General features: G+C 65.9%; 20 protein-coding genes. 10 read left to right on the forward strand and 10 right to left on the reverse strand.

Features of this window, described 5'->3' with window-relative positions; all coding sequences use genetic code 11:
• Positions 1–12 precede the first annotated feature (12 nt).
• Positions 13–858: an endonuclease domain-containing protein gene (locus G6N55_RS20270; protein ID WP_085223929.1), complete on the forward strand. Its 846-nt coding sequence runs from the start codon at positions 13–15 to the stop codon at positions 856–858.
• Positions 859–919: 61 nt separating this feature from the next.
• Here G6N55_RS20270 and G6N55_RS20275 read toward each other — a convergent pair whose 3' ends face one another.
• On the reverse strand, positions 920–1,780 hold the full coding sequence (locus tag G6N55_RS20275; RefSeq protein ID WP_085223387.1) for a MaoC family dehydratase: 861 nt from the start codon (positions 1,778–1,780) through the stop codon (positions 920–922).
• 1 nt (position 1,781) lies between these two features.
• The gene (gene kstD, locus G6N55_RS20280) at positions 1,782–3,464 is read right to left on the reverse strand and encodes a 3-oxosteroid 1-dehydrogenase (RefSeq protein WP_085223931.1); all 1,683 of its coding nucleotides are present in this window, start codon (positions 3,462–3,464) and stop codon (positions 1,782–1,784) included.
• 72 nt (positions 3,465–3,536) lie between these two features.
• Here kstD and G6N55_RS20285 point away from each other — a divergent pair, with 72 nt between their 5' ends.
• The 7 genes from G6N55_RS20285 to G6N55_RS20315 all read left to right on the forward strand — a co-directional run bounded on the left by G6N55_RS20285 (position 3,537) and on the right by G6N55_RS20315 (position 9,857).
• On the forward strand, positions 3,537–4,322 hold the full coding sequence (locus G6N55_RS20285; protein WP_085223389.1) for a 2-keto-4-pentenoate hydratase: 786 nt from the start codon (positions 3,537–3,539) through the stop codon (positions 4,320–4,322).
• 51 nt (positions 4,323–4,373) lie between these two features.
• Complete coding sequence (locus G6N55_RS20290) at positions 4,374–5,288, forward strand: acetaldehyde dehydrogenase (acetylating) (protein ID WP_085223391.1); 915 nt, start codon at positions 4,374–4,376, stop codon at positions 5,286–5,288.
• Positions 5,285–6,337 (forward strand): 4-hydroxy-2-oxovalerate aldolase, encoded by a 1,053-nt coding sequence (gene dmpG / locus G6N55_RS20295; RefSeq protein ID WP_085223393.1) that lies wholly within the window; start codon positions 5,285–5,287, stop codon positions 6,335–6,337. The genes G6N55_RS20290 and dmpG overlap by 4 nt, the downstream gene beginning before the upstream one ends.
• 77 nt (positions 6,338–6,414) lie before the next feature.
• On the forward strand, positions 6,415–6,711 hold the full coding sequence (locus G6N55_RS20300) for a hypothetical protein (RefSeq protein WP_085223395.1): 297 nt from the start codon (positions 6,415–6,417) through the stop codon (positions 6,709–6,711).
• Positions 6,712–6,799: 88 nt separating this feature from the next.
• Positions 6,800–7,927 carry a hypothetical protein gene (locus G6N55_RS20305; RefSeq protein ID WP_085223397.1) on the forward strand — a complete coding sequence of 376 codons (1,128 nt, stop codon included), beginning with the start codon at positions 6,800–6,802 and terminating at the stop codon, positions 7,925–7,927.
• 2 nt (positions 7,928–7,929) lie between these two features.
• Entirely contained in the window at positions 7,930–8,712 is a 783-nt protein-coding gene (locus G6N55_RS20310) for an SDR family oxidoreductase (protein ID WP_085223399.1), read from the forward strand.
• Complete coding sequence (locus tag G6N55_RS20315; protein ID WP_085223401.1) at positions 8,712–9,857, forward strand: sulfotransferase family protein; 1,146 nt, start codon at positions 8,712–8,714, stop codon at positions 9,855–9,857. Before G6N55_RS20310 ends, G6N55_RS20315 begins: the two co-directional genes overlap by 1 nt.
• A gap of 6 nt (positions 9,858–9,863) precedes the next feature.
• On the opposite strand, the gene G6N55_RS20320 is transcribed toward G6N55_RS20315, so the two are convergent.
• Entirely contained in the window at positions 9,864–10,310 is a 447-nt protein-coding gene (locus G6N55_RS20320; RefSeq protein ID WP_085223403.1) for a hypothetical protein, read from the reverse strand.
• A gap of 4 nt (positions 10,311–10,314) precedes the next feature.
• Positions 10,315–11,487, reverse strand: coding sequence for a Rieske 2Fe-2S domain-containing protein (locus tag G6N55_RS20325; protein ID WP_085223405.1), 1,173 nt, complete (start codon positions 11,485–11,487; stop codon positions 10,315–10,317).
• Positions 11,488–11,603: 116 nt separating this feature from the next.
• Here G6N55_RS20325 and G6N55_RS20330 point away from each other — a divergent pair, with 116 nt between their 5' ends.
• Positions 11,604–12,128 (forward strand): gamma carbonic anhydrase family protein, encoded by a 525-nt coding sequence (locus G6N55_RS20330; protein WP_085223407.1) that lies wholly within the window; start codon positions 11,604–11,606, stop codon positions 12,126–12,128.
• A gap of 10 nt (positions 12,129–12,138) precedes the next feature.
• Here the strand turns inward: G6N55_RS20330 and G6N55_RS20335 are convergent, their stop codons facing one another.
• From G6N55_RS20335 to G6N55_RS20360, 6 genes are all read right to left on the reverse strand, one after another.
• A complete protein-coding gene (locus G6N55_RS20335; RefSeq protein ID WP_139826929.1) occupies positions 12,139–13,119 on the reverse strand; it encodes an NHL repeat-containing protein in 981 nt (326 codons plus the stop codon).
• 58 nt (positions 13,120–13,177) lie between these two features.
• The gene (locus G6N55_RS20340; protein ID WP_085223409.1) at positions 13,178–14,146 is read right to left on the reverse strand and encodes an NHL repeat-containing protein; all 969 of its coding nucleotides are present in this window, start codon (positions 14,144–14,146) and stop codon (positions 13,178–13,180) included.
• Between the two features lie 113 nt (positions 14,147–14,259).
• Positions 14,260–14,667 carry a nuclear transport factor 2 family protein gene (locus G6N55_RS20345; RefSeq protein ID WP_085223411.1) on the reverse strand — a complete coding sequence of 136 codons (408 nt, stop codon included), beginning with the start codon at positions 14,665–14,667 and terminating at the stop codon, positions 14,260–14,262.
• Positions 14,664–15,857, reverse strand: a complete 1,194-nt coding sequence (locus G6N55_RS20350) for a thiolase domain-containing protein (RefSeq protein ID WP_085223413.1) — start codon at positions 15,855–15,857, stop codon at positions 14,664–14,666. Before G6N55_RS20350 ends, G6N55_RS20345 begins: the two co-directional genes overlap by 4 nt.
• The gene (locus tag G6N55_RS20355) at positions 15,857–16,921 is read right to left on the reverse strand and encodes a thiolase domain-containing protein (protein WP_085223415.1); all 1,065 of its coding nucleotides are present in this window, start codon (positions 16,919–16,921) and stop codon (positions 15,857–15,859) included. The genes G6N55_RS20350 and G6N55_RS20355 overlap by 1 nt, the downstream gene beginning before the upstream one ends.
• A gap of 15 nt (positions 16,922–16,936) precedes the next feature.
• A complete protein-coding gene (locus tag G6N55_RS20360) occupies positions 16,937–17,935 on the reverse strand; it encodes a Zn-ribbon domain-containing OB-fold protein (RefSeq protein ID WP_085223416.1) in 999 nt (332 codons plus the stop codon).
• A 71-nt stretch (positions 17,936–18,006) separates the two neighbouring features.
• Here G6N55_RS20360 and G6N55_RS20365 point away from each other — a divergent pair, with 71 nt between their 5' ends.
• Positions 18,007–19,038, forward strand: a complete 1,032-nt coding sequence (locus G6N55_RS20365) for an LLM class F420-dependent oxidoreductase (RefSeq protein WP_085223418.1) — start codon at positions 18,007–18,009, stop codon at positions 19,036–19,038.
• Positions 19,039–19,064: the final 26 nt, after the last annotated feature.

Raw genomic sequence — 19,064 nt, forward strand, 5'->3', positions numbered from 1 at the left:
GACGCTGCGTCGATGGGCGAGCCATTTCTCGGAAGGGAAGCCGTTGCGTGTGGCCTGCTGACCAAGAGTCAGCTGGAAACGCGTCACGTCCGCCTGTTTCCAGGCGTCTACATCGATCGCGACGCTGAGCTCACCGCCGTGGTGCGAGCCAAGGCCGGGTGGTTGTGGACCGGGCGCAGGGGAATTGTGGCGGGTTTCTCGGCGGCCGCGCTACATGGCAGCGAATGGGTCGACGACAGAAGAGCTGTGGAGCTTATCCACGACAACCACCATTGCGCCGCGGGCATACAGCTGCATAGAAACGTCGTCGAACCGGACGAAATCGAAGTGATCGGCGGCGTAGTGGTTACATCGCCGACGAGGACGGCGCTAGATCTCGGTTGCTGGTATCCGACAACGACTGCAGTGGCGGGCATCGACGCGTTGGCCCGCGCGACAGAAGTCAAAGTAGTTGACGTCGAGTCTCTGGCTCTCAGGCATGTGGGACGTCGAGGCATCGCACGAGCGCGCCCTGCGATCAGTTTGTTCGACCCCGGAGCGCAGTCGCCGAAGGAATCCTGGTTACGCGTTGTCCTGATCCAGGCGGGCTTGCCGAGACCGCAGACGCAGATTCCGGTGCGCAACGAATTCGGCAGTGCGATCGCGTATTTGGACATGGGCTGGGAGGACGTCAAGGTCGCTGTGGAATATGACGGCGATCACCACCGCAGCGACCGGCGGCAGTACACCTGGGACATACGACGACAAGAACAACTAGAGCGTCGTGGGTGGGTTCTCGTCCGGGTGGTCGCCGGCGATCGGCCCGGAGACATCGTTCGCAGGGTTCGCTCCGCACGTGCGAGCCGAGCCCCCGGCTAGCGGGGCGCTCGAACGCTTTGACCCGGCTAGGCGGGCGCTCGGCGCAAGAAGGCGACCCTGGCTAGGCCGGCACCAGTTCAACGCCGGACAGCACCACCGCGTTGTCGCGCGACGGCGCGACGACGGCGGCCACGAAGCGGCCGTCTTCCTTCCACACGTTGACCCGCAACGTCTCGCCTGGGAACGCGACACCGGAAAAGCGGGCACCGTAGGCGGCCACGGCCGTCGCGTCGCCGTCGAGCAGCGCGTCGGTGATGGCCTTGCAGGTCATGCCGTAGGTGCACAGGCCATGCAGAATCGGCTGGGAAAAGCCTGCAGCAGCGGCGAATTCGGGGTCGGAGTGCAGCGGATTACGGTCGCCGCACAACCGGTACAGCAGCGCCTGCTGCGGCAACAACGGCACATCGAGCTCCAGGTCGGGCGCCCGCTCCGGCGCTACGTCCGACGACGACGGCCCGCGCTCGCCACCGAATCCGCCTTCCCCGCGGGCGAAGATCGAGCGTCGCTGCGTCCACAACACGGTGCCGTCCGGCGCGGACGCCGTCGTCTCGCTCCAGATCACCGCAGCCTTGCCCTTGTCCCAGATATCGGTGAATCGGGTGACGGCCGTGGCGGATCCGGACGGCGGCAGCGGCCCGGGCACCTCGATCCGCTCGCTGGCGTGCAGCACCTTGCCCAGCTCGATGTCGATGCCCGGGAACTGCACCGTCGGCGGCTTGGTCATGTGGAACGACGCCGCGACATTGCCGAACGTCGGCAGCACCTGCGGGGTGTCGTCGATCAGGTAGCGCAGCTCGCGCGGATCCATCGGGTTGCCGCCCGCGCCCAGCCCAAGGTGGTAGAGCTGGATATCGCTGCTGGACCAAGAGAATTCAAGCGGCTCCAGCTCGACAGCCAGCGCGACGTCTACATCGATCGGCATATCAGTTCTCTCCTGCGATGTGCAGCGCGGCGAGATACCCGAAGGTCATCGCCGGCCCAATGGTGCCGCCCGGACCCGGGTAGGTGTGCCCCATCACCGGCGCGCTGACGTTGCCCGCGGCGTACAGGCCGTCGATGATGCTGCCGTCGTCGCGCAGCGCCCGGCCGTGGACGTCGGTGCGGATACCGCCCTTGGTCCCCAGGTCGCCGGGCACCATCTTGGCGGCGTAATACGGTGCGTGGGTGAGCTCGCCGAGGTTCGGGTTGGGCTTGTTGGTGGGGTCGCCGTAGTACCTGTCGTAGGCGCTCTCGCCGCGGCGGAAGTCCTCGTCGACGCCGGTGCGGGCGAAGCCGTTGAATCGTGCCACGGTCGCGGTGAACTCGGCGACGGGCAGACCGGCCTGCGCGGCCAGCTCCTCGAGCGTGTCGGCCTTGATGATGACGCCGGATTCCATCCACTTGGTCGGAATGCGTTGTCCCGGCTGCAGTCCGGCGAAGATGTAGCGGTCGCGGTACTGCTGGTCGAACACCAGCCATGCCGGAATGTTCTCGCCCGGCCCGGGTCCCTGGCCGAATTCTCCGCCATACATGTGATGGCAGGCCTCGACGTAGGGCATCGACTCGTTCATGAACCGCTTGCCGGACATGTTGACGATGATCGACCCCGGCGAATTGCGCTCCGACAGTGCGAACCACGGCGCGCCGACCAGCGGCACCGTCGGGCCCCACCAGGCGTCCTCCATGATATCCAGTGCGGCGCCCAGCTTTTCGCCGGCGATGATGCCGTCGCCGGTGTTGGCCTTGGCGCCGACGGTCCACTCGGTGGTGATCGGTGCGCGCTGGTACTTCACCCGCATCTGCTCGTTGTGCTCGAAGCCACCGCTGGCCAGGATCACTCCGCGCCTGGCCCGGATCAGCTGCGGCTCAGCGGATTCCGCCGCGCCGGTGTCCCGTACGTACACACCCCGAACCACGCCGTCCTCGACGTACAGGTCGGTCAGCGCGGTGTTCAGCTGGACCGGAACACCGGCCTGCTGCAACCCGATCCGCAACGGCGCGATCAACGCTCGCCCCATGCCGACCAGGTTTTTACCGGTGCTCTTCGCCCACATCGTGCGGGCGCCGACCTTCAAGCTGCGCAGCACTCCCCGCGGGTGCCGCTTCAGCATGTTCAGACGCACGTAGTCCTGCTGCATCACAACCACATTGAGCGGGACCTTGCCGTAAGCCGGCTCCAGCCCGTCCTCGTCGGGACCCAGCTTGCGCGCGTCGAACGGCTTGGGCTCGATCGAACGCCCCTCCGCGCGCCCGCCGGGCGCCTCGGGGTAGTAGTCCGAGTAACGCGGCACCCAGCACATCTTCAGGGGCGTGTTCTTCAGCACGAACGACAGCATCTCGGGACCGCGCTGCAGGTAGGTGTCGATGCGCTCCGGCTCGACCACGTTGCCGACGATTCCGTGCAGGTAGGTGCGGGCAGCCTCGGGGGTGTCCTTCACGCCGTCGCGCTTGAGGACCTCATTGTTCGGGATCCAGACGCCGCCCCCTGAGCGTGCGGTGGAGCCGCCGAAATGCGGGGCCTTCTCGATGACTAGTGTCGAAAGGCCTCGGTGCGCGGCGGCGAGGGCAGCCACCATGCCGGCTCCGCCGCTTCCGACCACGACGACGTCGTACTCCTGCGCTGTCATGTAGAACACGTTATAGAATTGCCCGGGCTGGCCGCTACTGGCCCGGTCAAACGAACGAGGGGACTTCGGTAAATGCTCAGTGTTGCGATCCGCGACGAGCTGGCAGCCGACCTGGCGCAAGCCGAACGAAGCCGCGAGCCGATCGCCCCGCTCACGTCCGCCCACCCCGACATCGACGTCGTCGACGCCTACGAGATCCAGCTGATCAACATCCGGCAGCGAGTCGCTGAGGGCGCGCGGGTGCTGGGCCACAAAGTCGGCCTGTCCAGCAAGGCGATGCAGCAGATGATGGGCGTCGACGAGCCGGACTATGGCCACCTGCTCGACGAGATGCAGGTGTTCGAGGACACCCCGGTCAAGGCGGGCAACTACCTGTACCCGCGGGTGGAGGTAGAGGTCGGTTTCATTCTCTCCGGCGACCTGCCGGGCGCCGGCTGCACCGAAGAGGACGTGCTGGCGGCCACCGAGGCGCTGGTGCCCTCGATCGAGCTGATCGACACCCGGATCACCGACTGGAAGATCGCGTTGTGCGACACCATCGCCGACAACGCCTCGTCGGCCGGTTTCGTGCTGGGTAAGGCCCGGGTCGCGCCGGCCGACATCGACGTCAAGACGATCGACGCGGTGCTGACGCGCAACGGCGAGGTGATCGCCGAGGGCCGCAGCGACGCCGTGTTGGGCAATCCGGTGACGGCGGTGGCCTGGCTGGCCCGCAAGGTCGAGAGCTTCGGGGTCAGGCTGCGCAAGGGTGACGTGGTGCTTCCCGGTTCGTGCACCAAGGCGATCGACGCCCGTCCCGGCGACGACTTCGTCGCCGATTTCGCGGGGCTGGGATCAGTCCATTTGTCGTTTGAATAGGCTCGGATTAGTTTTGAATCAGTTGATTTAACGCTTCGAAAAAGGAGCATCATGCCGTCGAAGGCAAGCGTCGCGATCGTCGGATCGGGAAACATCAGCACCGACCTGCTCTACAAACTGCTGCGCTCGGACTGGCTGGAACCGCGCTGGATGGTGGGCATCGACCCGGAGAGCGAAGGCCTGGCACGGGCCCGCAAGCTGGGCTTGGAGACCACCCACGAGGGCGTCGACTGGCTGCTGGCCCAGTCCGAGAAACCCGACCTGGTGTTCGAGGCCACCAGCGCCTACGTACACCGGGATGCGGCGCCGAAATACGAGGCCGCCGGCATCCGGGCCATCGACCTGACGCCGGCCGCGGTGGGTCCGGCGGTTATCCCGCCCGCGAACCTGCGCGCACACCTGGACGCCCCGAACGTCAACATGATCACCTGCGGGGGGCAGGCGACGATCCCGATCGTCTACGCCGTCAGCCGTGTCGTCGAGGTGCCGTATGCCGAGATTGTCGCCTCGGTGTCGTCCGTCTCGGCGGGGCCGGGCACCCGCGCCAATATCGACGAGTTCACCAAGACAACCAGCAAGGGTGTCCAGACCATCGGCGGTGCCGCGCGCGGCAAGGCGATCATCATCCTGAACCCGGCCGATCCACCGATGATCATGCGCGACACCATCTTCTGCGCCATTCCCGAAGACGCGGACCACGACGCGATCGCCAAGTCCATCCACGACGTGGTGGCCGAGGTGCAGACCTACGTGCCCGGTTACCGGTTGCTCAACGAGCCGCAGTTCGACGAGCCGTCGGTGGTCAATGGCGGCAACCACCTGGTCACGACGTTCGTCGAGGTCGAGGGTGCCGGCGATTACCTGCCGCCGTACGCCGGAAATCTCGACATCATGACCGCCGCCGCCACCAAGGTCGGCGAGGAGATCGCCAAGGAGACGCTAGCCGTCACAGGAGCGCAAGCATGACCACCGACATCTTCTTCAACCCGGTTTGGGACGTCCGCATTACGGACACGTCGCTGCGCGACGGCTCACACCACAAGCGCCATCAGTTCACCAAGGAAGAGGTCGCTGCGATCGTCTCGGCCCTCGACGCGGCCGGCGTGCCGGTGATCGAGGTGACGCACGGCGACGGACTGGGCGGCTCGTCGTTCAACTACGGCTTCTCCAAGACCCCCGAGCAGGAGCTGATCAAGCTCGCCGCCCAGACGGCCAAGGAAGCCAAGATCGCGTTCTTGATGCTGCCCGGCGTGGGCACCAAAGAGGACATCAAGGAGGCCCAGGACAACGGCGGGTCGATTTGCCGGATCGCCACGCATTGCACCGAGGCCGACGTCTCGATCCAGCATTTCGGACTGGCGCGCGAGCTGGGCCTCGAGACCGTCGGGTTCTTGATGATGGCGCACACCATTGCGCCGGAGAAGCTGGCCGCCCAAGCCCGCATCATGGCCGACGCCGGCTGCCAGTGCGTCTATGTGGTCGACTCCGCGGGCGCCCTGGTGCTCGATGGCGTGGCCGACCGGGTCTCGGCCCTGATCGCCGAGCTCGGCGACGACGCGCAGGTCGGTTTCCATGGGCACGAGAACCTCGGGCTCGGCGTGGCCAACTCGGTCGAGGCCGTGCGTGCGGGCGCCAAGCAGATCGACGGCAGCGTGCGCAGGTTCGGTGCCGGTGCGGGTAACGCGCCGGTCGAGGCGTTGATCGGCGTGTTCGACAAGATCGGGGTCAAGACGGGCATCGATTTCTTCGACATCGCCGACGCCGCCGAGGATGTGGTGCGTCCGGCCATGCCGGCCGAGTGCCTGCTGGACCGCAACGCGCTGATCATGGGCTACTCCGGGGTCTACTCGAGCTTCCTCAAGCATGCGGTTCGTCAGGGCGAGCGTTATGGCGTCCCGGCTCACGAGCTGTTGCACCGGGCCGGCCAGCGCAAACTGATCGGCGGCCAGGAAGACCAGCTGATCGACATCGCACTCGAGATCAAGCGCGAGCAAGAAGGCGCGGTAACGCGCTGACCCCGCTGGTGTAACGCACCGGCTTCGCTTTGCTGGGACACAGCCCGGACACAGCTGCCGTCGGTAACCTGGCCCGCATGAGCACATCCAACACACGCGGCCTTCGTCGCGGACTGTACGGCCTGCTCGCCGGGGGGCTACTCACCGCAACCGCCGCGACGGTGATCGCGCTACCGGTGGCGAACGCGGATCCCTGTAATCAGACCGTCGGTGAGTCCATCAACGCGTACCTGACGCGGCATCCCGACGTGAAGGCCACGCTGTCCGCCAAGTCTGCGGCGGAGGGCGGCGGCCCGAACGTGATGGACTACCTGAACCGGCATCCGGATGTCCGCCAGCACCTGATCGACCTGTCTCAGCAGTGCACCTCGTAGCGAGCGGGCCTCGTCGGCAAACCCCGGCGGCGACGCGCGGGAATGTTCGCCATTGACGAAAAAGTAGAACACGTTCTAGCGTCTAGGCGTGTTCTCTAATCCCCTCACCGATGCGATCGCCGAAGCCGAGAAATTGGTGGCCGCCGCACCGCATATCGAGACCGAAGCCGATCTGCTCGAAGGATTGCAGTATCTAGCCGGCTGCATATCGGGCTGTACGCACCTGGCCTTCGACTACGACCGCGACCATCCGTTCCTGCAATCGGGCACCGGGCCGTTCACCAAGATGGGGTTGGACAACCCCGACACCCTGTACTTCGGTACCCGGGTGCACGCCAACCACGATTACGTGGTCACCGGCGTGCGTGGTACCACCACCGACCTGAGCTTCCAGCTGCTCGGCGGCGAGTACACCGACGACAACGTGCCGGCCAGCCAGGCCGCGTTCGACGACCGTGAACTCGAGATCGGTCCCGACCGCCGTTTCGAGTGGCGGGTGCGCCCGACGAGCAACGGCCAGTTGGTGATGCGCGAGGTCTACGGCGACTGGTCGGCCCAGCGCGGCACGCTGGCGATTTCCCGGCTGGACACCGCCGGCACCGCGCCGCCGCCGCTGACCCGCGACCTCATCGAAAAGCGTTATGCGACAGCGGGAAAGCAGCTGGTGCAGCGGGTGAAGACCTGGCTGCAATTCCCGCAGTGGTTCTACCTGAATCTCCCGGTCAACACCATGGTGGCGCCGCGGCTGACCCCGGGTGGGTTGGCGACCCAGTACTCATCGGTGGGTCACTACGACCTCAATCCCGACCAGGCGCTGATCATCACCATTCCGGTCAGCGATGCGCCCTACCTCGGCTTCCAGCTCGGCAGCCTGTGGTACATCTCGCTGGACTACATCAACCACCAGACCTCGCTGAATAACACACAGGCGCAGGCGGATCCGGACGGCAAGGTCCGCATCGTCGTCGCGGATGGAAATCCGGGCGTGACGAACTGGGTCGAGACCCTGGCGCACCGACGCGGATACCTGCAGTTCCGCTGGCAGCGGGTGTCGCGCGAACTGACCGAAAGCGACGGGCCCACCGTCGAGCTGGTCGACCTCGATGCGGTGCCGAGCAAGCTGCCGTACTTCGACCACAACAAGATTTCCGAGGACGACTGGCGGGCACGAATTGCGCTGCGCCATCAACAAATTCAAGCAAGGATGCTGGGGTGACGATGTCAGGGATGCTCAAGAAAAAGGTAGTCGTCATCAGTGGCGTCGGACCAGGCCTCGGTACCACGCTGGCACACCGATGTGCACGCGACGGGGCCGACCTGGTGCTTGCGGCACGCACCGCCGAGCGGCTCGAAGAGGTCGCTCAGCAGCTCAAGGCCGCCGGCCACCAGGCGCTGGCGGTGTCTACCGACATCACCGACGACGATCAGGTGAACAACCTCGTCGAGCAGACGATGGCGACCTACGGCAAGGTCGACGTGCTGATCAACAACGCGTTCCGGGTGCCATCGCTGAAGCCGTTCTCGGGCACGACCTTTCAGCACATTCGTGACGCGATCGAACTCAGCGCGCTCGGTGCGCTGCGCCTGATCCAGGGCTTCACCCCGGCGCTGGCCGAGGCGAAGGGCTCGATCGTCAACGTGAACTCGATGGTGCTTCGGCACTCGCAGGCGAAGTACGGTGCCTACAAGATGGCGAAGTCCGCCTTGCTGTCGATGTCGCAGTCGCTGGCCACCGAGCTTGGAGAGCAGGGGATCCGCGTCAATTCCGTTGCACCCGGCTATATCTGGGGCGAGACGCTACAGGCCTACTTCAATCACCAGGCCGGCAAGTACGGCACCACCGCCGAGCAGATCTACCAGGCGACCGCGGCCGGTTCCGACCTCAAACGGCTGCCCACCGAGGACGAGGTGGCCGCGGCGATTCTGTTCATGGCCAGCGACCTGTCCAGCGGTATCACCGGCCAGACACTGGACGTCAACTGCGGGGAGTACCACACCTGATGGCGGATCGCACTGATGTCGGCACCGTCGACGAGCTGAAAGCGTCGGCCACCAAGCTCATCGGACTCGACGATTTCGGCGCCGACGACGACAACTACCTCGAGGCGCTCGAGGTGTTGCTGGACTCCTTCCGGCGCGACGCGAACCTGACCGTGTTCGGCAGCAAGATGAATCGGTTCTTCCTGCGCGGCGCGCTGGTAGCCAGGCTGTGCTCCGAGTCCGCGTGGAAGCGATATCCGGAGCACGCCGATGTCAAGATCGAACGGCCGATCTTCGTCACCGGCCTGGTGCGCACCGGCAGCACGGCACTGCACCGGCTGCTGGGCGCGGACCCCGCACACCAGGGTCTGCACCTGTGGCTGGCCGAGTTTCCGCAGCCGCGTCCACCCCGCGACACCTGGGACTCCAACCCGTTGTACCGCCAGCTCGATGAGCAGTTCACCAAGGCGCACAAGGAGAATCCCGACTACACCGGCCTGCATTTCATGGCCGCCTATGAGCTGGAGGAGTGCTGGCAGCTGCTGCGGCAGTCGGTGCATTCGGTGTCCTACGAGACCCTGGCGCACCTGCCCACCTACTCGAAGTGGCTGTCGCGTCAGGACTGGACGCCGTCGTATCGCAGGCACCGCAAGAACCTCCAGCTGATCGGCCTCAACGACGCCGACAAACGTTGGGTGCTGAAGAACCCCAGTCATCTGTTCGCGCTGGACGCACTGATGGAGACTTACCCCGATGCGCTGGTGATCCAGACCCATCGACCGGTCGAGACGATCATGGCTTCCATGTGCTCGCTTGCACAGCACACCTCGCAGGGGTGGTCGGACACCTTCTCGGGTGCGCAGCTCGGAGCGGATTCCATGGAGACCTGGTCACGTGGGCTGGAGCTGTTCAATACCGCGCGCGCCAAATACGATCCGGCCCAGTTCTGCGACGTCGACTACCAGGACTTGATCGCCGATCCGCTCGGCACGGTCGCCAGCGTGTACGCCCACTTCGGTCTGACGCTCACCGACGAGGCGCGAAAGGCCATGGAGGACAGCCACGCCGAGAGCCAGACAGGTGCCCGTGCGCCGAAGCACAAGTACTCGCTGGCCGATTACGGGCTCACCGCGGACGAGGTCAAGGAACGCTTCGCCGGGCTGTAGGCCGGCCTAGTCTTCGTCCGGACGTTCCAGGTAGCCCTCGGCGACCGCGTGTTCGATGCTGTCGCTGAGCCGGGGGCAAGACCTGGTTCGTGCGGGGTCACCGCCGGACTCCCGCACCTCGGCGAAGTGGGCACAGCGCTGCGATGCCTCGGCATTCCATTGCACCGCAGTATGTCCCGGGCCCAGTCGTCGCACGGTCACCGTGGCGTGGCAGAAGCGGCAGTCAACCGGTTGCAGACCCGACGTGAGGTAGCGCTCCCGGTCGGCCAGGCTGGCCTCGCGCACCGCGGCCGCTCGCGCCGGGTCGTTGGCGAAATCCCTTGACTTCGACCAAGATCGAGACCCGCCGTTGCGGGCGGGTTTGTCCTCGTGGTCGTGGCCGTCGCCATGCAGCAGCAGCATCGATCGGGCGAGCCGATCGACGTCGGGAACCGCCGGCTGGTCGTCAGGCATGTCGTCAGTGTTGTTCGACTGGAACTTCTTCGGCCGCGGCGGTTTCGGTATCCCGCGCCTTCAGGTTCTCTTCGACCTCGACGTTCCAGTGTTCAATTGCCCGGCTGGTGTCCACCTCGATCTCGAAGCGCTCCACCATTTCCGGCTCGACGTCGGCGGCATCGACATAGAACTGTTGATACCAGCGACGCAGCTGGTACACGGCGCCGTCTTCCTCGACCAGCAGCGGGTTGTCGATCCTGGTCTTGTGTTTCCAGATTTCGACGTCCTGCAGGAATCCCTTGCTGACACCTTCGGTGAAGACACGGGACAGCTTCTCGGTCATCTTCTCGTCCATGCCCGTGGGCTTTTCGACGATGACACCCCATTGCAGCATGAACGAGTTCTGGGTCACCGGGTAGTGGCAGTTGATCAGGATCGACTCGGCCTTGTAGCCGCCGTAGCTGTTGTGCAGCCAGTTGATCATGAACGACGGGCCGAAATAGGACGCCTCGGAATCCAGGTGCGCCTCACCGTATGAGGTGCCCAGGTCGTTGACGTCGGGCCGCCCCACATTGTGCAGGTACTGCGAGGCGATGTGACCCTCGAAGACGTTCTTGAAGTACGTCGGCAACCCGAAGTGGATGTAGAAGAAGTGCGCCATATCGGTGACGTTGTCGATGATGTCGCGGCAGTTGGAACCCTCGATGAGGATGCTGTTCCAGCGCCACTCGGTCCACTCGTCGCTGTGGGATTCCGGGATGTCCGGGATGCGGACGGCGGGGTCCGGCGGGTTGTTCTCGTGGTCGTGCCAGACGAACAGCAGCCCACCGCGCACGTCGGTCGTCCACGACCGGGTGCGCGCCGTCTTCGGCGTGCGCTTGGCGTACGGCACCAGCTTGCAGCGGCCGTCGCCGCCCCAGCGCCAGTCGTGGAACGGGCAGGCGACCTCGTCGCCCTTGATGGTGCCTTCGGACAGGTCGCCGCCCATGTGGCGGCAGTAACCGTCGAGCACCTTGATGTCGCCCTGCGAGTCCGCGAAGACCACCAGCTTGGTGCCGAACGCCTGGATCGAGTGCGGCTTACCGTCCTGGAAGTCCTTTGCGACGCCCAGGCAGTGCCAGCCACGGGCGTATCTGGTCGGCAACGCGCCGGGATCGATTTCCCGGATGCCGACCGCTTTGGTGTCGGTAGTCACCTGTCACCTCCAACTCGCTTTGCCCTCTAACTAGAACACGTTACAGTTTTTGGACGCCGACGCGCAACGACAGCGGGTCTAACCACGGGATATTCATACTGGGGTATATCTAGACGATGCCACTGTTTGCTTTCGAGGGCCGGGCGCCACGGATCGATCCGACAGCTTTCGTGGCGCCGACCGCGACGCTGATCGGCGACGTCACGGTCGAGGCCGGGGCGTCGGTCTGGTTCAACGCCGTGCTGCGCGGCGACTATGGGCCGATCGTCGTGCGGGAAGGCGCCAACGTGCAGGACGGGTCGGTGCTGCACGCGCCGCCGGGCATCCCCGTCGATATCGGACCGGGTGCGACGGTGGCCCACATGTGCGTCATCCACGGCGTACACGTCGGGTCGGAGGCACTGATCGCCAACCACGCCACCGTTCTGGACGGCGCGGTGATCGGTGCGCGCAGCCTGGTCGCAGCGCATTCCCTGGTGACCGCCGGCACGCAGATCCCGGCCGGGGTGCTCGTCGTCGGATCCCCGGCACAGATCAAGGGCCCGATCGCCGGGACCGGCGCGGAGATGTGGATCAACCTGAATCCGCAGGCCTACCGCGACCTGGCGCAGCGGCATCTCGCCGGGCTGGAGCCGATCTAGACCGTTCGGGTCAAGGCGTGAGTACGGTCGGCTGGTATCCGGCCGCCAACTTCAGCACCCGGTTGTGGAAATCGACCACGTACACGTCATCCTGGGGTCCCACCGCTATCCCGTAGGGCGCGAACAGATCGCCGAAAGGCAACAGGGACACCGTGTTTGAGCCCGCTGTCAGTCGCAGCACCCGGTTGTTGTTCAAGTCGGTGATGTAGACGCTGTTGCTGCGATCGACGGCCACACTGTTCGGAAAGTTCAGGCCGGTGAACGGGAGGATCTCGGGGTTGGTCGTGCCCGCGGCCAGCTTCTGCACCCGGTTGTTGCCGGCGTCGGCGACGTACACGCCGTCGGAGCTGTCCACGGCCAGATCGTAAGGCTGGTTGAGGTCGGCGAACGGAACCGGAATCTGAACGGTCGAGCCGACCGGCAGTTCGAGCACCTGGTTGTTCTTGAAGTCGGCGACGTAGACATCGCCGGCGCTGTCCGCCGTCACGCCGTGCGGCTCGGTCAGGCCGGTGAACGGGAGCTCGACCTGAGTCTTGGTGCCGGCGGGCAGTTCCAGCACTCGCTTGTTCTTCTGGTCGACGACATACAGGTTGCCCTTGGTGTCCGCGGCCAGACCCGCCGGTCGGTTCAGGCCGGTGAACGGCAACTCGATCGGGGTCGTGGAGCCGGCCGCCAGCTCCAGCACGCGATTGCCGCCCGAGTCGGCGACGTAGACGTTGCCCGCGCGATCCACCTCCACGCCTTCGGGATCCGCGAGGGTGAACGGCAGCACGACCGGGCCGGGAGCCGACGGTGCCGAACCTGACGGCGCGGTCTGGGTGGACGCCGCGGTGCGCGACGATGTTCGACCGAACGCGAAGTATCCGACGAGGCCGAGGGTCGCGATGACGACGACGGCTGCCGCGCCGGCGATCGCCAGGGTGGGACGGGATCGTGACGCCTTCGGCGGATTGGCCTTGGCAGGCGTTTCGAATTCCCAATCGTCGTCCATGGGCCGCCTCTCTCAACCACCACTGTGATCGCGACACCAGGACACTACCGCGCGGGACCTAATTCCCAACGGCGATCGGTTGGTATCCCGCAGGCAATTTGAGCACCCGGTTGTGGAAGTCGATCACGTAGACATCGCCTCGACCGCCCACCGCCAGCTCGAAGGGGGCGACCAGATTGGTAAACGGTAGCCTTGACACGGCATTCGAACCGGCCGCGAGCTTGAGCACCCGGTTGTTGTTCAGGTCGGTCACATACACGTTCTTGCCCTGGTCGATTGCCACGCTGTTGGGAAAGTTCAAGCCGGTGAACGGCAGTGCTTCCGGGGTGCTCGGCCCCGCGGCCAGTTTCATCACGCGGTTGTTGCCGGCGTCCGCCACATAGACCGTGTCGGCGTCGTCCACCGCAAGATCGTAGGGCTGCTTGAGATCGCCAAATGGCAACTCGGACTGGGTATTCGAGCCGGCGGACAGCTCCACCACCCGGTTGGCGTTGAGGTCGGCGACGAAGACGGTCCCGCGGCTGTCCACCGCGATCCCGTGCGGATCGTCGAGTCCGGTGATCGGCAGCTCGATCTGCGTGGTGGATCCGGCCGGCAGCTTCAGGACGCGTCGGTTGGTTTGGTCGACCACATAGAGGGCACTGCTGCCGTCCATCGCGATGCCGCCCGGCTCCTTAAGTCCGGTGAACGGGACCACAATCGGATGGTCCGAGCCGGACTTGAGCTCGAACACCTGGTTGGTCGCCGAGTCGGAGACGTACACATCGCCGGCACCGTCCACCTCCAGGCCGTCGGCGTCGGTGAGCTGAAACGGCAGTACGAGCGGGCCGGGCGGTGCGGCGCGGCTGGGCGACGGAGTCGGCTTGGACGCGGCGTGGGTGGCAGTCGTTCGCCCGAATACCAGGTAGACCCCGACAGAGACGACCGCGACGATGACCAAGGTGACCGCGGCCATGATCTTGGGAGACGCCCCGCGCCGTGCTGGCGTGGCCTTGCCGGGCGCTTCGACTTCCCAATCGTCATCCACGGGTCGACTCCCTCAACCCCCCACGGTCAACACGACACCAGGACAGTACCGCGCGACGGTGCCCCGGTACAGGAAGTTTCAGGTAAATTCCGCGAACCGGATTTGCCGACTACCTAGACCTTGCGGGTGTTCGCCGCCGCGCGGTCCATCTCCCAATACGCGCGCAGGGCAACTAGTTTGCCTTCGTCGTTGGCCTTGTAGGTGAACACGCCTTCGGCCGTTGTCTGGTAGTCGCCGGTCGTGATCAGGATGTGGCCGACGTTCGCTTCCTCGTTGCCGCACTGGTAGGTGTCGCGGAAGAAGAACTCGATCTTGGTGGTCGGGGCGATGGCCTGATCCCAGAATGCCGAGATCGCATCGCGACCGCGATGTCCCTTGCCTTCGGGGTCGAAGGCAGACGGCCCAATGGGATCCTCGACGATGGCGTCGTCGGTGAACACCGCGAGCCAGGCTTCCTTGTCCCGGGCCCCGACGGCCTCGCGCGAGCGACGGCCGGCCTCGTGGGCCGGATGTTCAGTCACGCGCTTACCTTTTCGGGCTTGTCGGCACCGACCACCCACATGGAGTAGTACTGCGAGCCACCACCGTAGGCGTGCCCCAGTGCTTTTCGAGCGCCGGGCACCTGGTGATCGCCGCCCTTGCCCATCACCTGGATGGCCGATTCGGCAAAGCGAATCAGGCCCGAGGCGCCGATCGGATTCGACGAGAGCACGCCGCCGGACGGGTTGACCGGTAGCTTACCGCCGATGGCGGTCTCGCCGGATTCGGTGAGCTTCCAGCCCTCGCCCTCGGGCGCAAAGCCGAGGCTTTCCAACCACATTGGCTCGAACCACGAGAACGGCACGTAGATCTCGGCGGCGTCGATCTCGTCGATCGGGCTCTTGATGCCGGCCGCCTCCCACAGTGCCGCGGCCGCGTCGCGGCTGGCCTGCGGGCTGACCTGGTCACGGCCGGAGAACTGCAGCGGCTCGGTGCGCAACGCGGTGGCATGGATCCACGCCACCGGTTGTCCTTGCGCCAGACGGGCTTCGGCGATCTCCTCGTTGCCGATCACGACGGCGGCGGCACCGTCGGAGGACGGGCAGGTCTCGTCGTAGCGGATCGGGTCCCACAGCATGGGGGACTCCATCACCTTGTCCACGGTGATGTCGGGCTGGTGCAGGTGCGCCAGCGGGTTGCGGGCTCCGTTGAGCCGGTCCTTGACCGCGACGATGGCGCCGATGTTCAACGGTGCGCCCGAGCGGCGGATGTAGGAGCGCACGTGCGGCGCGAAGTAGCCGCCGGCGCCGGCGCCGACCGGCTTGATGAAGGGGATGGGAATCGACAACGCCCACATGGCATTTGATTCCGACTGCTTCTCCCAGGCCATCGCCAGCACCCGCCGGTACTTGCCGGACTGCACCAGGCTGGCCGCCACGATTGCGGTGGAGCCGCCGACCGATCCGGCAGTGTGCACCCGGATGAGCGGCTTGCCGGTGGCGCCCATAGCGTCGGCCATGAACAGCTCCGGCATCATGACGCCCTCGAAGAAGTCCGGCGCCTTGCCGACCACGACCGCGTCGATGTCGTCGAAGGTGGAACCGGAGTCTTCCAGCGCGCGGTCGATCGCCTCGCGCACCAGGCCGTTCATCGAGACGTCTTTGCGCTTGGCTACGTACTTGGTCTGCCCGGTACCCAGTACCGCGGCGAGGTGCGCTCCTGCACCGGCCATCAGTTCTTCCCTTCCATGACCGCGATCAGGTTCTGCTGCAGCGCGGGCCCGCTGGTGGCGTGTGCCAGCACCCGATTCGCGGAACCATCCCAAATGTGTTGTGCGGCAAATCCGATGCGTTCGAGACCGGCAACGAACATGGGGTTGGCCGACAGCGCTCCGCCGGACGGATTGACTTTCGTCTTCCCCGGGACCCGGATGGCATCCGTGAGGATCAGGTGCTGGTGGGTGAACGGCGCGTGGATCTCGGCGACGTCGAGATTGGCGGTGTTGTCGCCGGTGGCAGCCTTGGCCGCTGCCCGGGTGGACGGGGAGGTGGTGAGGTCGCGGGCGCCGAGCACCGGGGTTTCGATGCGATGCTCGATTCCGGTTATCCAGGCCGGGTTTTCGCGTAACTCACGGGCGCGGTCGTCGGCGGCGAGCACGATCGCGGCCGCGCCGTCGGTAATCGGTGCGATGTCGTGGCGTCGCAGCGGGTCGGCGAAGAACGGGCGCTCCAGCAGGTCCTCGACGTTGACCGCCGACTCCACCTTGTCGACCCGGCGGGCGTTGGCGAACGAATCGAATGCGACGCGGGCCATCTGAATTTCGGTCCACTTTCCGGAGTCGAGCCCGATACGGGCCTGCAGTCCGGCCAGCGACACCGAGTCCGGCCACAGCGGCGCAACGGTGTAAGGGTCGGTCTGTCGAGACAGGATCTGGCGCAGGTTGCCGGCGGAGGACTTGCCGAAGCCGTACACCAGCGCGGTCTCCACCTCGCCGGTCAGGATCTTGATGTAGGCCTCGTAAAGGGCCCAGGCCGCGTCCATCTCGACGTGCGACTCGTTGATCGGCGGAACAGCGCCGATCGAGTCGATGGCCGAGATAAACGAAAAGGCTCGTCCGGCAAGGTAATCGGACGACCCGGAGCACCAGAAGCCGATGTCCGTGCGGGCGATGCCCAGCTCCTCGTAGAGCTGGGCGAAGCACGGAATCAACATCTCGACGCCGTTGGTGGTGCCGTCGGTGCGGCGTACATGCGGGGCGTGGGCAAAGCCGACGACCGCAACATTGCGTTCGCTCATGTGCAGGTGGGCCCTTTACAGGTGGTGCTTGTAGGTGTCGTACTCGGCGTCCGGTTCACCGGTGGGCCGGAAGTACTCGATGTTGTCGATGCCAAAACTCCACTCCTCGCGGGGCTTCCACACCGCTTCCACTCGCATGCCCATCCGCACCTCGTGTGCATCGATGTCGGCGACCAGATGCAGGAATGGAATGTCGGCGCCGTCCAGCAGCACATAGGCGGCCACGTAGGGCGGCTTGATGCGCTGACCCTGGAACGGGATGTTGATGATCGCGAACGTCGTCACGGTGCCCTTGTCCGGCAGCTCGACGAAGTCGGTGGTGGGCTGGCCGGTGGCCGGGTCCGCGCCGTGCGGCGGGAAGTAGACCTTGCCGTTCTTCCCGGTGCGCGCGCCCAGCAGCTTGCCTTCCGCGATGGCGCGCAGGTAGGCGCTTTCCTCGTGTGAGGCGGTGTGCTGAATGGTCAGCGAGACGGGCGTGACGATCATCGTGACCGGGTCTTTGTCGCTCGCTGAGTCCGCGGGTCCCTCGGGCTCGGCGTCCTCGCCGAGCGCGAAGTAGGCGATGTCGGTGATGGCGCCCACCGTCTCGTCGGCCCAGTGCACGTGCACCCGCGCGCCGGTCTTGATCTTGTCCGGTTCGCCCGCGTCGACCGCGTGCAGCAGCGGGGTGTCGGCGCCGTCGAGCTTGATCAGGGCCCAGGCGAACGGCCGGTCCAGCGGTTCGCCGCCCAGCGGTTCGGGCTGCCAGGTCCAGGACACCACGGTGCCGACGGACGAGACCGGTACCATCTCGCCAAGCGGTTCATAGGTAACCGGGTCGTATTCCGCCGGTGGCACATGCACCCGGCCATCCGATCCGCGCACCCCGAGGACATGGTGCTCACGCAGTGCGGTGAAGAACTTGCTGAGCGTGGTCCCCACTGAACGGGTGTAGTCGAAGGACAGAGTTAACGGCGCTGAGAGGGGCGGCTCGGAGTGATCGATCGTGGTCGGGCCGCTCGAAGTGGCTGTCACGCCTTCGAGTAGAACAGGTTCTAAGAACCGATTCAATATCGGGTCCGGTTCGGCCGGGAAAGGTGCGAGAAATGAAGCTGGGTTTGCAGCTGGGATATTGGGGCGCTCAGCCGCCGGAGAACCACGGCGAGCTCGTCGCCGAGGCGGAGGCCGCCGGATTCGACGCGGTGTTCACCGCCGAGGCGTGGGGTTCCGATGCCTACACGCCGCTGGCCTGGTGGGGCTCGTCGACGCGGCGGGTGCGGCTGGGCACATCGGTTGTGCAGCTCTCCGCGCGGACCCCGACCGCGTGCGCCATGGCCGCGCTCACCCTCGACCACCTGTCCGGTGGGCGGCACATTCTCGGGCTGGGGGTGTCCGGGCCGCAGGTCGTGGAGGGCTGGTACGGCCAGTCATTCCCGAAGCCGCTGGCCCGCACCCGTGAGTACATCGACATCATCCGGCAGGTGTGGGCGCGCAAAGAGCCGGTGACCAGCGACGGCCCCCACTACCCGCTGCCACGGACCGGCGAGGGCACGAGCGGGCTGGGTAAGCCGCTCAAGCCCATCACCCACCCGCTGCGCGCGGACATCCCGATCATGCTGGGCGCCGAGGGGCCGAAGAACGTCGCGCTGGCCGCCGAGGTCTGCGACGGCTGGCTGCCGATCTTCTACACCCCGCGGATGGCCGACACCTACAACGAGTGGCTGGAGGAGGGCTTCGCCCGGCCGGGCGCGCGCCGCAGCCGCAAGGACTTCGAGATCTGCGCGACGGCCAACATCGTCATCACCGAGGACCGCGGCGCCGCGTTCGCGGCCATGAAGCCCTACATCGCGCTCTACATGGGCGGCATGGGCGCCGAGGACACCAACTTCCACGCCGACGTCTATCGCCGGATGGGTTACTCCGAGGTGGTCGACGACGTCACCAAGCTGTTCCGCAGCAACCAGAAGGACAAGGCCGCCGAGATCATCCCCGACGAGGTCATCGACGACGCCGCGATCGTCGGCGACGCTGACTACGTCCGTAAGCAGATCAAGGCATGGGAGGCCGCCGGCGTCACGATGATGGTCGTCTCCGGCCGCTCTCCCGAGCAGGTCCGCGACCTCGCCGCGCTGATCTAGGCCCGGGCTTGCCCCGTCAATAGAAC

The organism is Mycobacterium florentinum, from assembly GCF_010730355.1.
GTDB lineage: Bacteria > Actinomycetota > Actinomycetes > Mycobacteriales > Mycobacteriaceae > Mycobacterium > Mycobacterium florentinum.

Excerpts from the sequence above, each read along its gene's own strand:
- G6N55_RS20270 (WP_085223929.1), top strand. The coding sequence starts at position 13 with ATGGGCGAGCCATTTCTCGGAAGGGAAGCCGTTGCGTGTGGCCTGCTG.
- dmpG (WP_085223393.1), top strand. The coding sequence starts at position 5,285 with ATGACCACCGACATCTTCTTCAACCCGGTTTGGGACGTCCGCATTACG.
- G6N55_RS20350 (WP_085223413.1), bottom strand. The coding sequence starts at position 15,857 with ATGGCCGGTGCAGGAGCGCACCTCGCCGCGGTACTGGGTACCGGGCAG.
- G6N55_RS20365 (WP_085223418.1), top strand. The coding sequence starts at position 18,007 with ATGAAGCTGGGTTTGCAGCTGGGATATTGGGGCGCTCAGCCGCCGGAG.
- G6N55_RS20355 (WP_085223415.1), bottom strand. The coding sequence starts at position 16,921 with ATGAGCGAACGCAATGTTGCGGTCGTCGGCTTTGCCCACGCCCCGCAT.
- G6N55_RS20310 (WP_085223399.1), top strand. The coding sequence starts at position 7,930 with ATGTCAGGGATGCTCAAGAAAAAGGTAGTCGTCATCAGTGGCGTCGGA.
- G6N55_RS20315 (WP_085223401.1), top strand. The coding sequence starts at position 8,712 with ATGGCGGATCGCACTGATGTCGGCACCGTCGACGAGCTGAAAGCGTCG.
- G6N55_RS20290 (WP_085223391.1), top strand. The coding sequence starts at position 4,374 with ATGCCGTCGAAGGCAAGCGTCGCGATCGTCGGATCGGGAAACATCAGC.
- G6N55_RS20300 (WP_085223395.1), top strand. The coding sequence starts at position 6,415 with ATGAGCACATCCAACACACGCGGCCTTCGTCGCGGACTGTACGGCCTG.
- G6N55_RS20275 (WP_085223387.1), bottom strand. The coding sequence starts at position 1,780 with ATGCCGATCGATGTAGACGTCGCGCTGGCTGTCGAGCTGGAGCCGCTT.
- kstD (WP_085223931.1), bottom strand. The coding sequence starts at position 3,464 with ATGACAGCGCAGGAGTACGACGTCGTCGTGGTCGGAAGCGGCGGAGCC.
- G6N55_RS20330 (WP_085223407.1), top strand. The coding sequence starts at position 11,604 with ATGCCACTGTTTGCTTTCGAGGGCCGGGCGCCACGGATCGATCCGACA.
- G6N55_RS20285 (WP_085223389.1), top strand. The coding sequence starts at position 3,537 with ATGCTCAGTGTTGCGATCCGCGACGAGCTGGCAGCCGACCTGGCGCAA.
- G6N55_RS20335 (WP_139826929.1), bottom strand. The coding sequence starts at position 13,119 with ATGGACGACGATTGGGAATTCGAAACGCCTGCCAAGGCCAATCCGCCG.
- G6N55_RS20320 (WP_085223403.1), bottom strand. The coding sequence starts at position 10,310 with ATGCCTGACGACCAGCCGGCGGTTCCCGACGTCGATCGGCTCGCCCGA.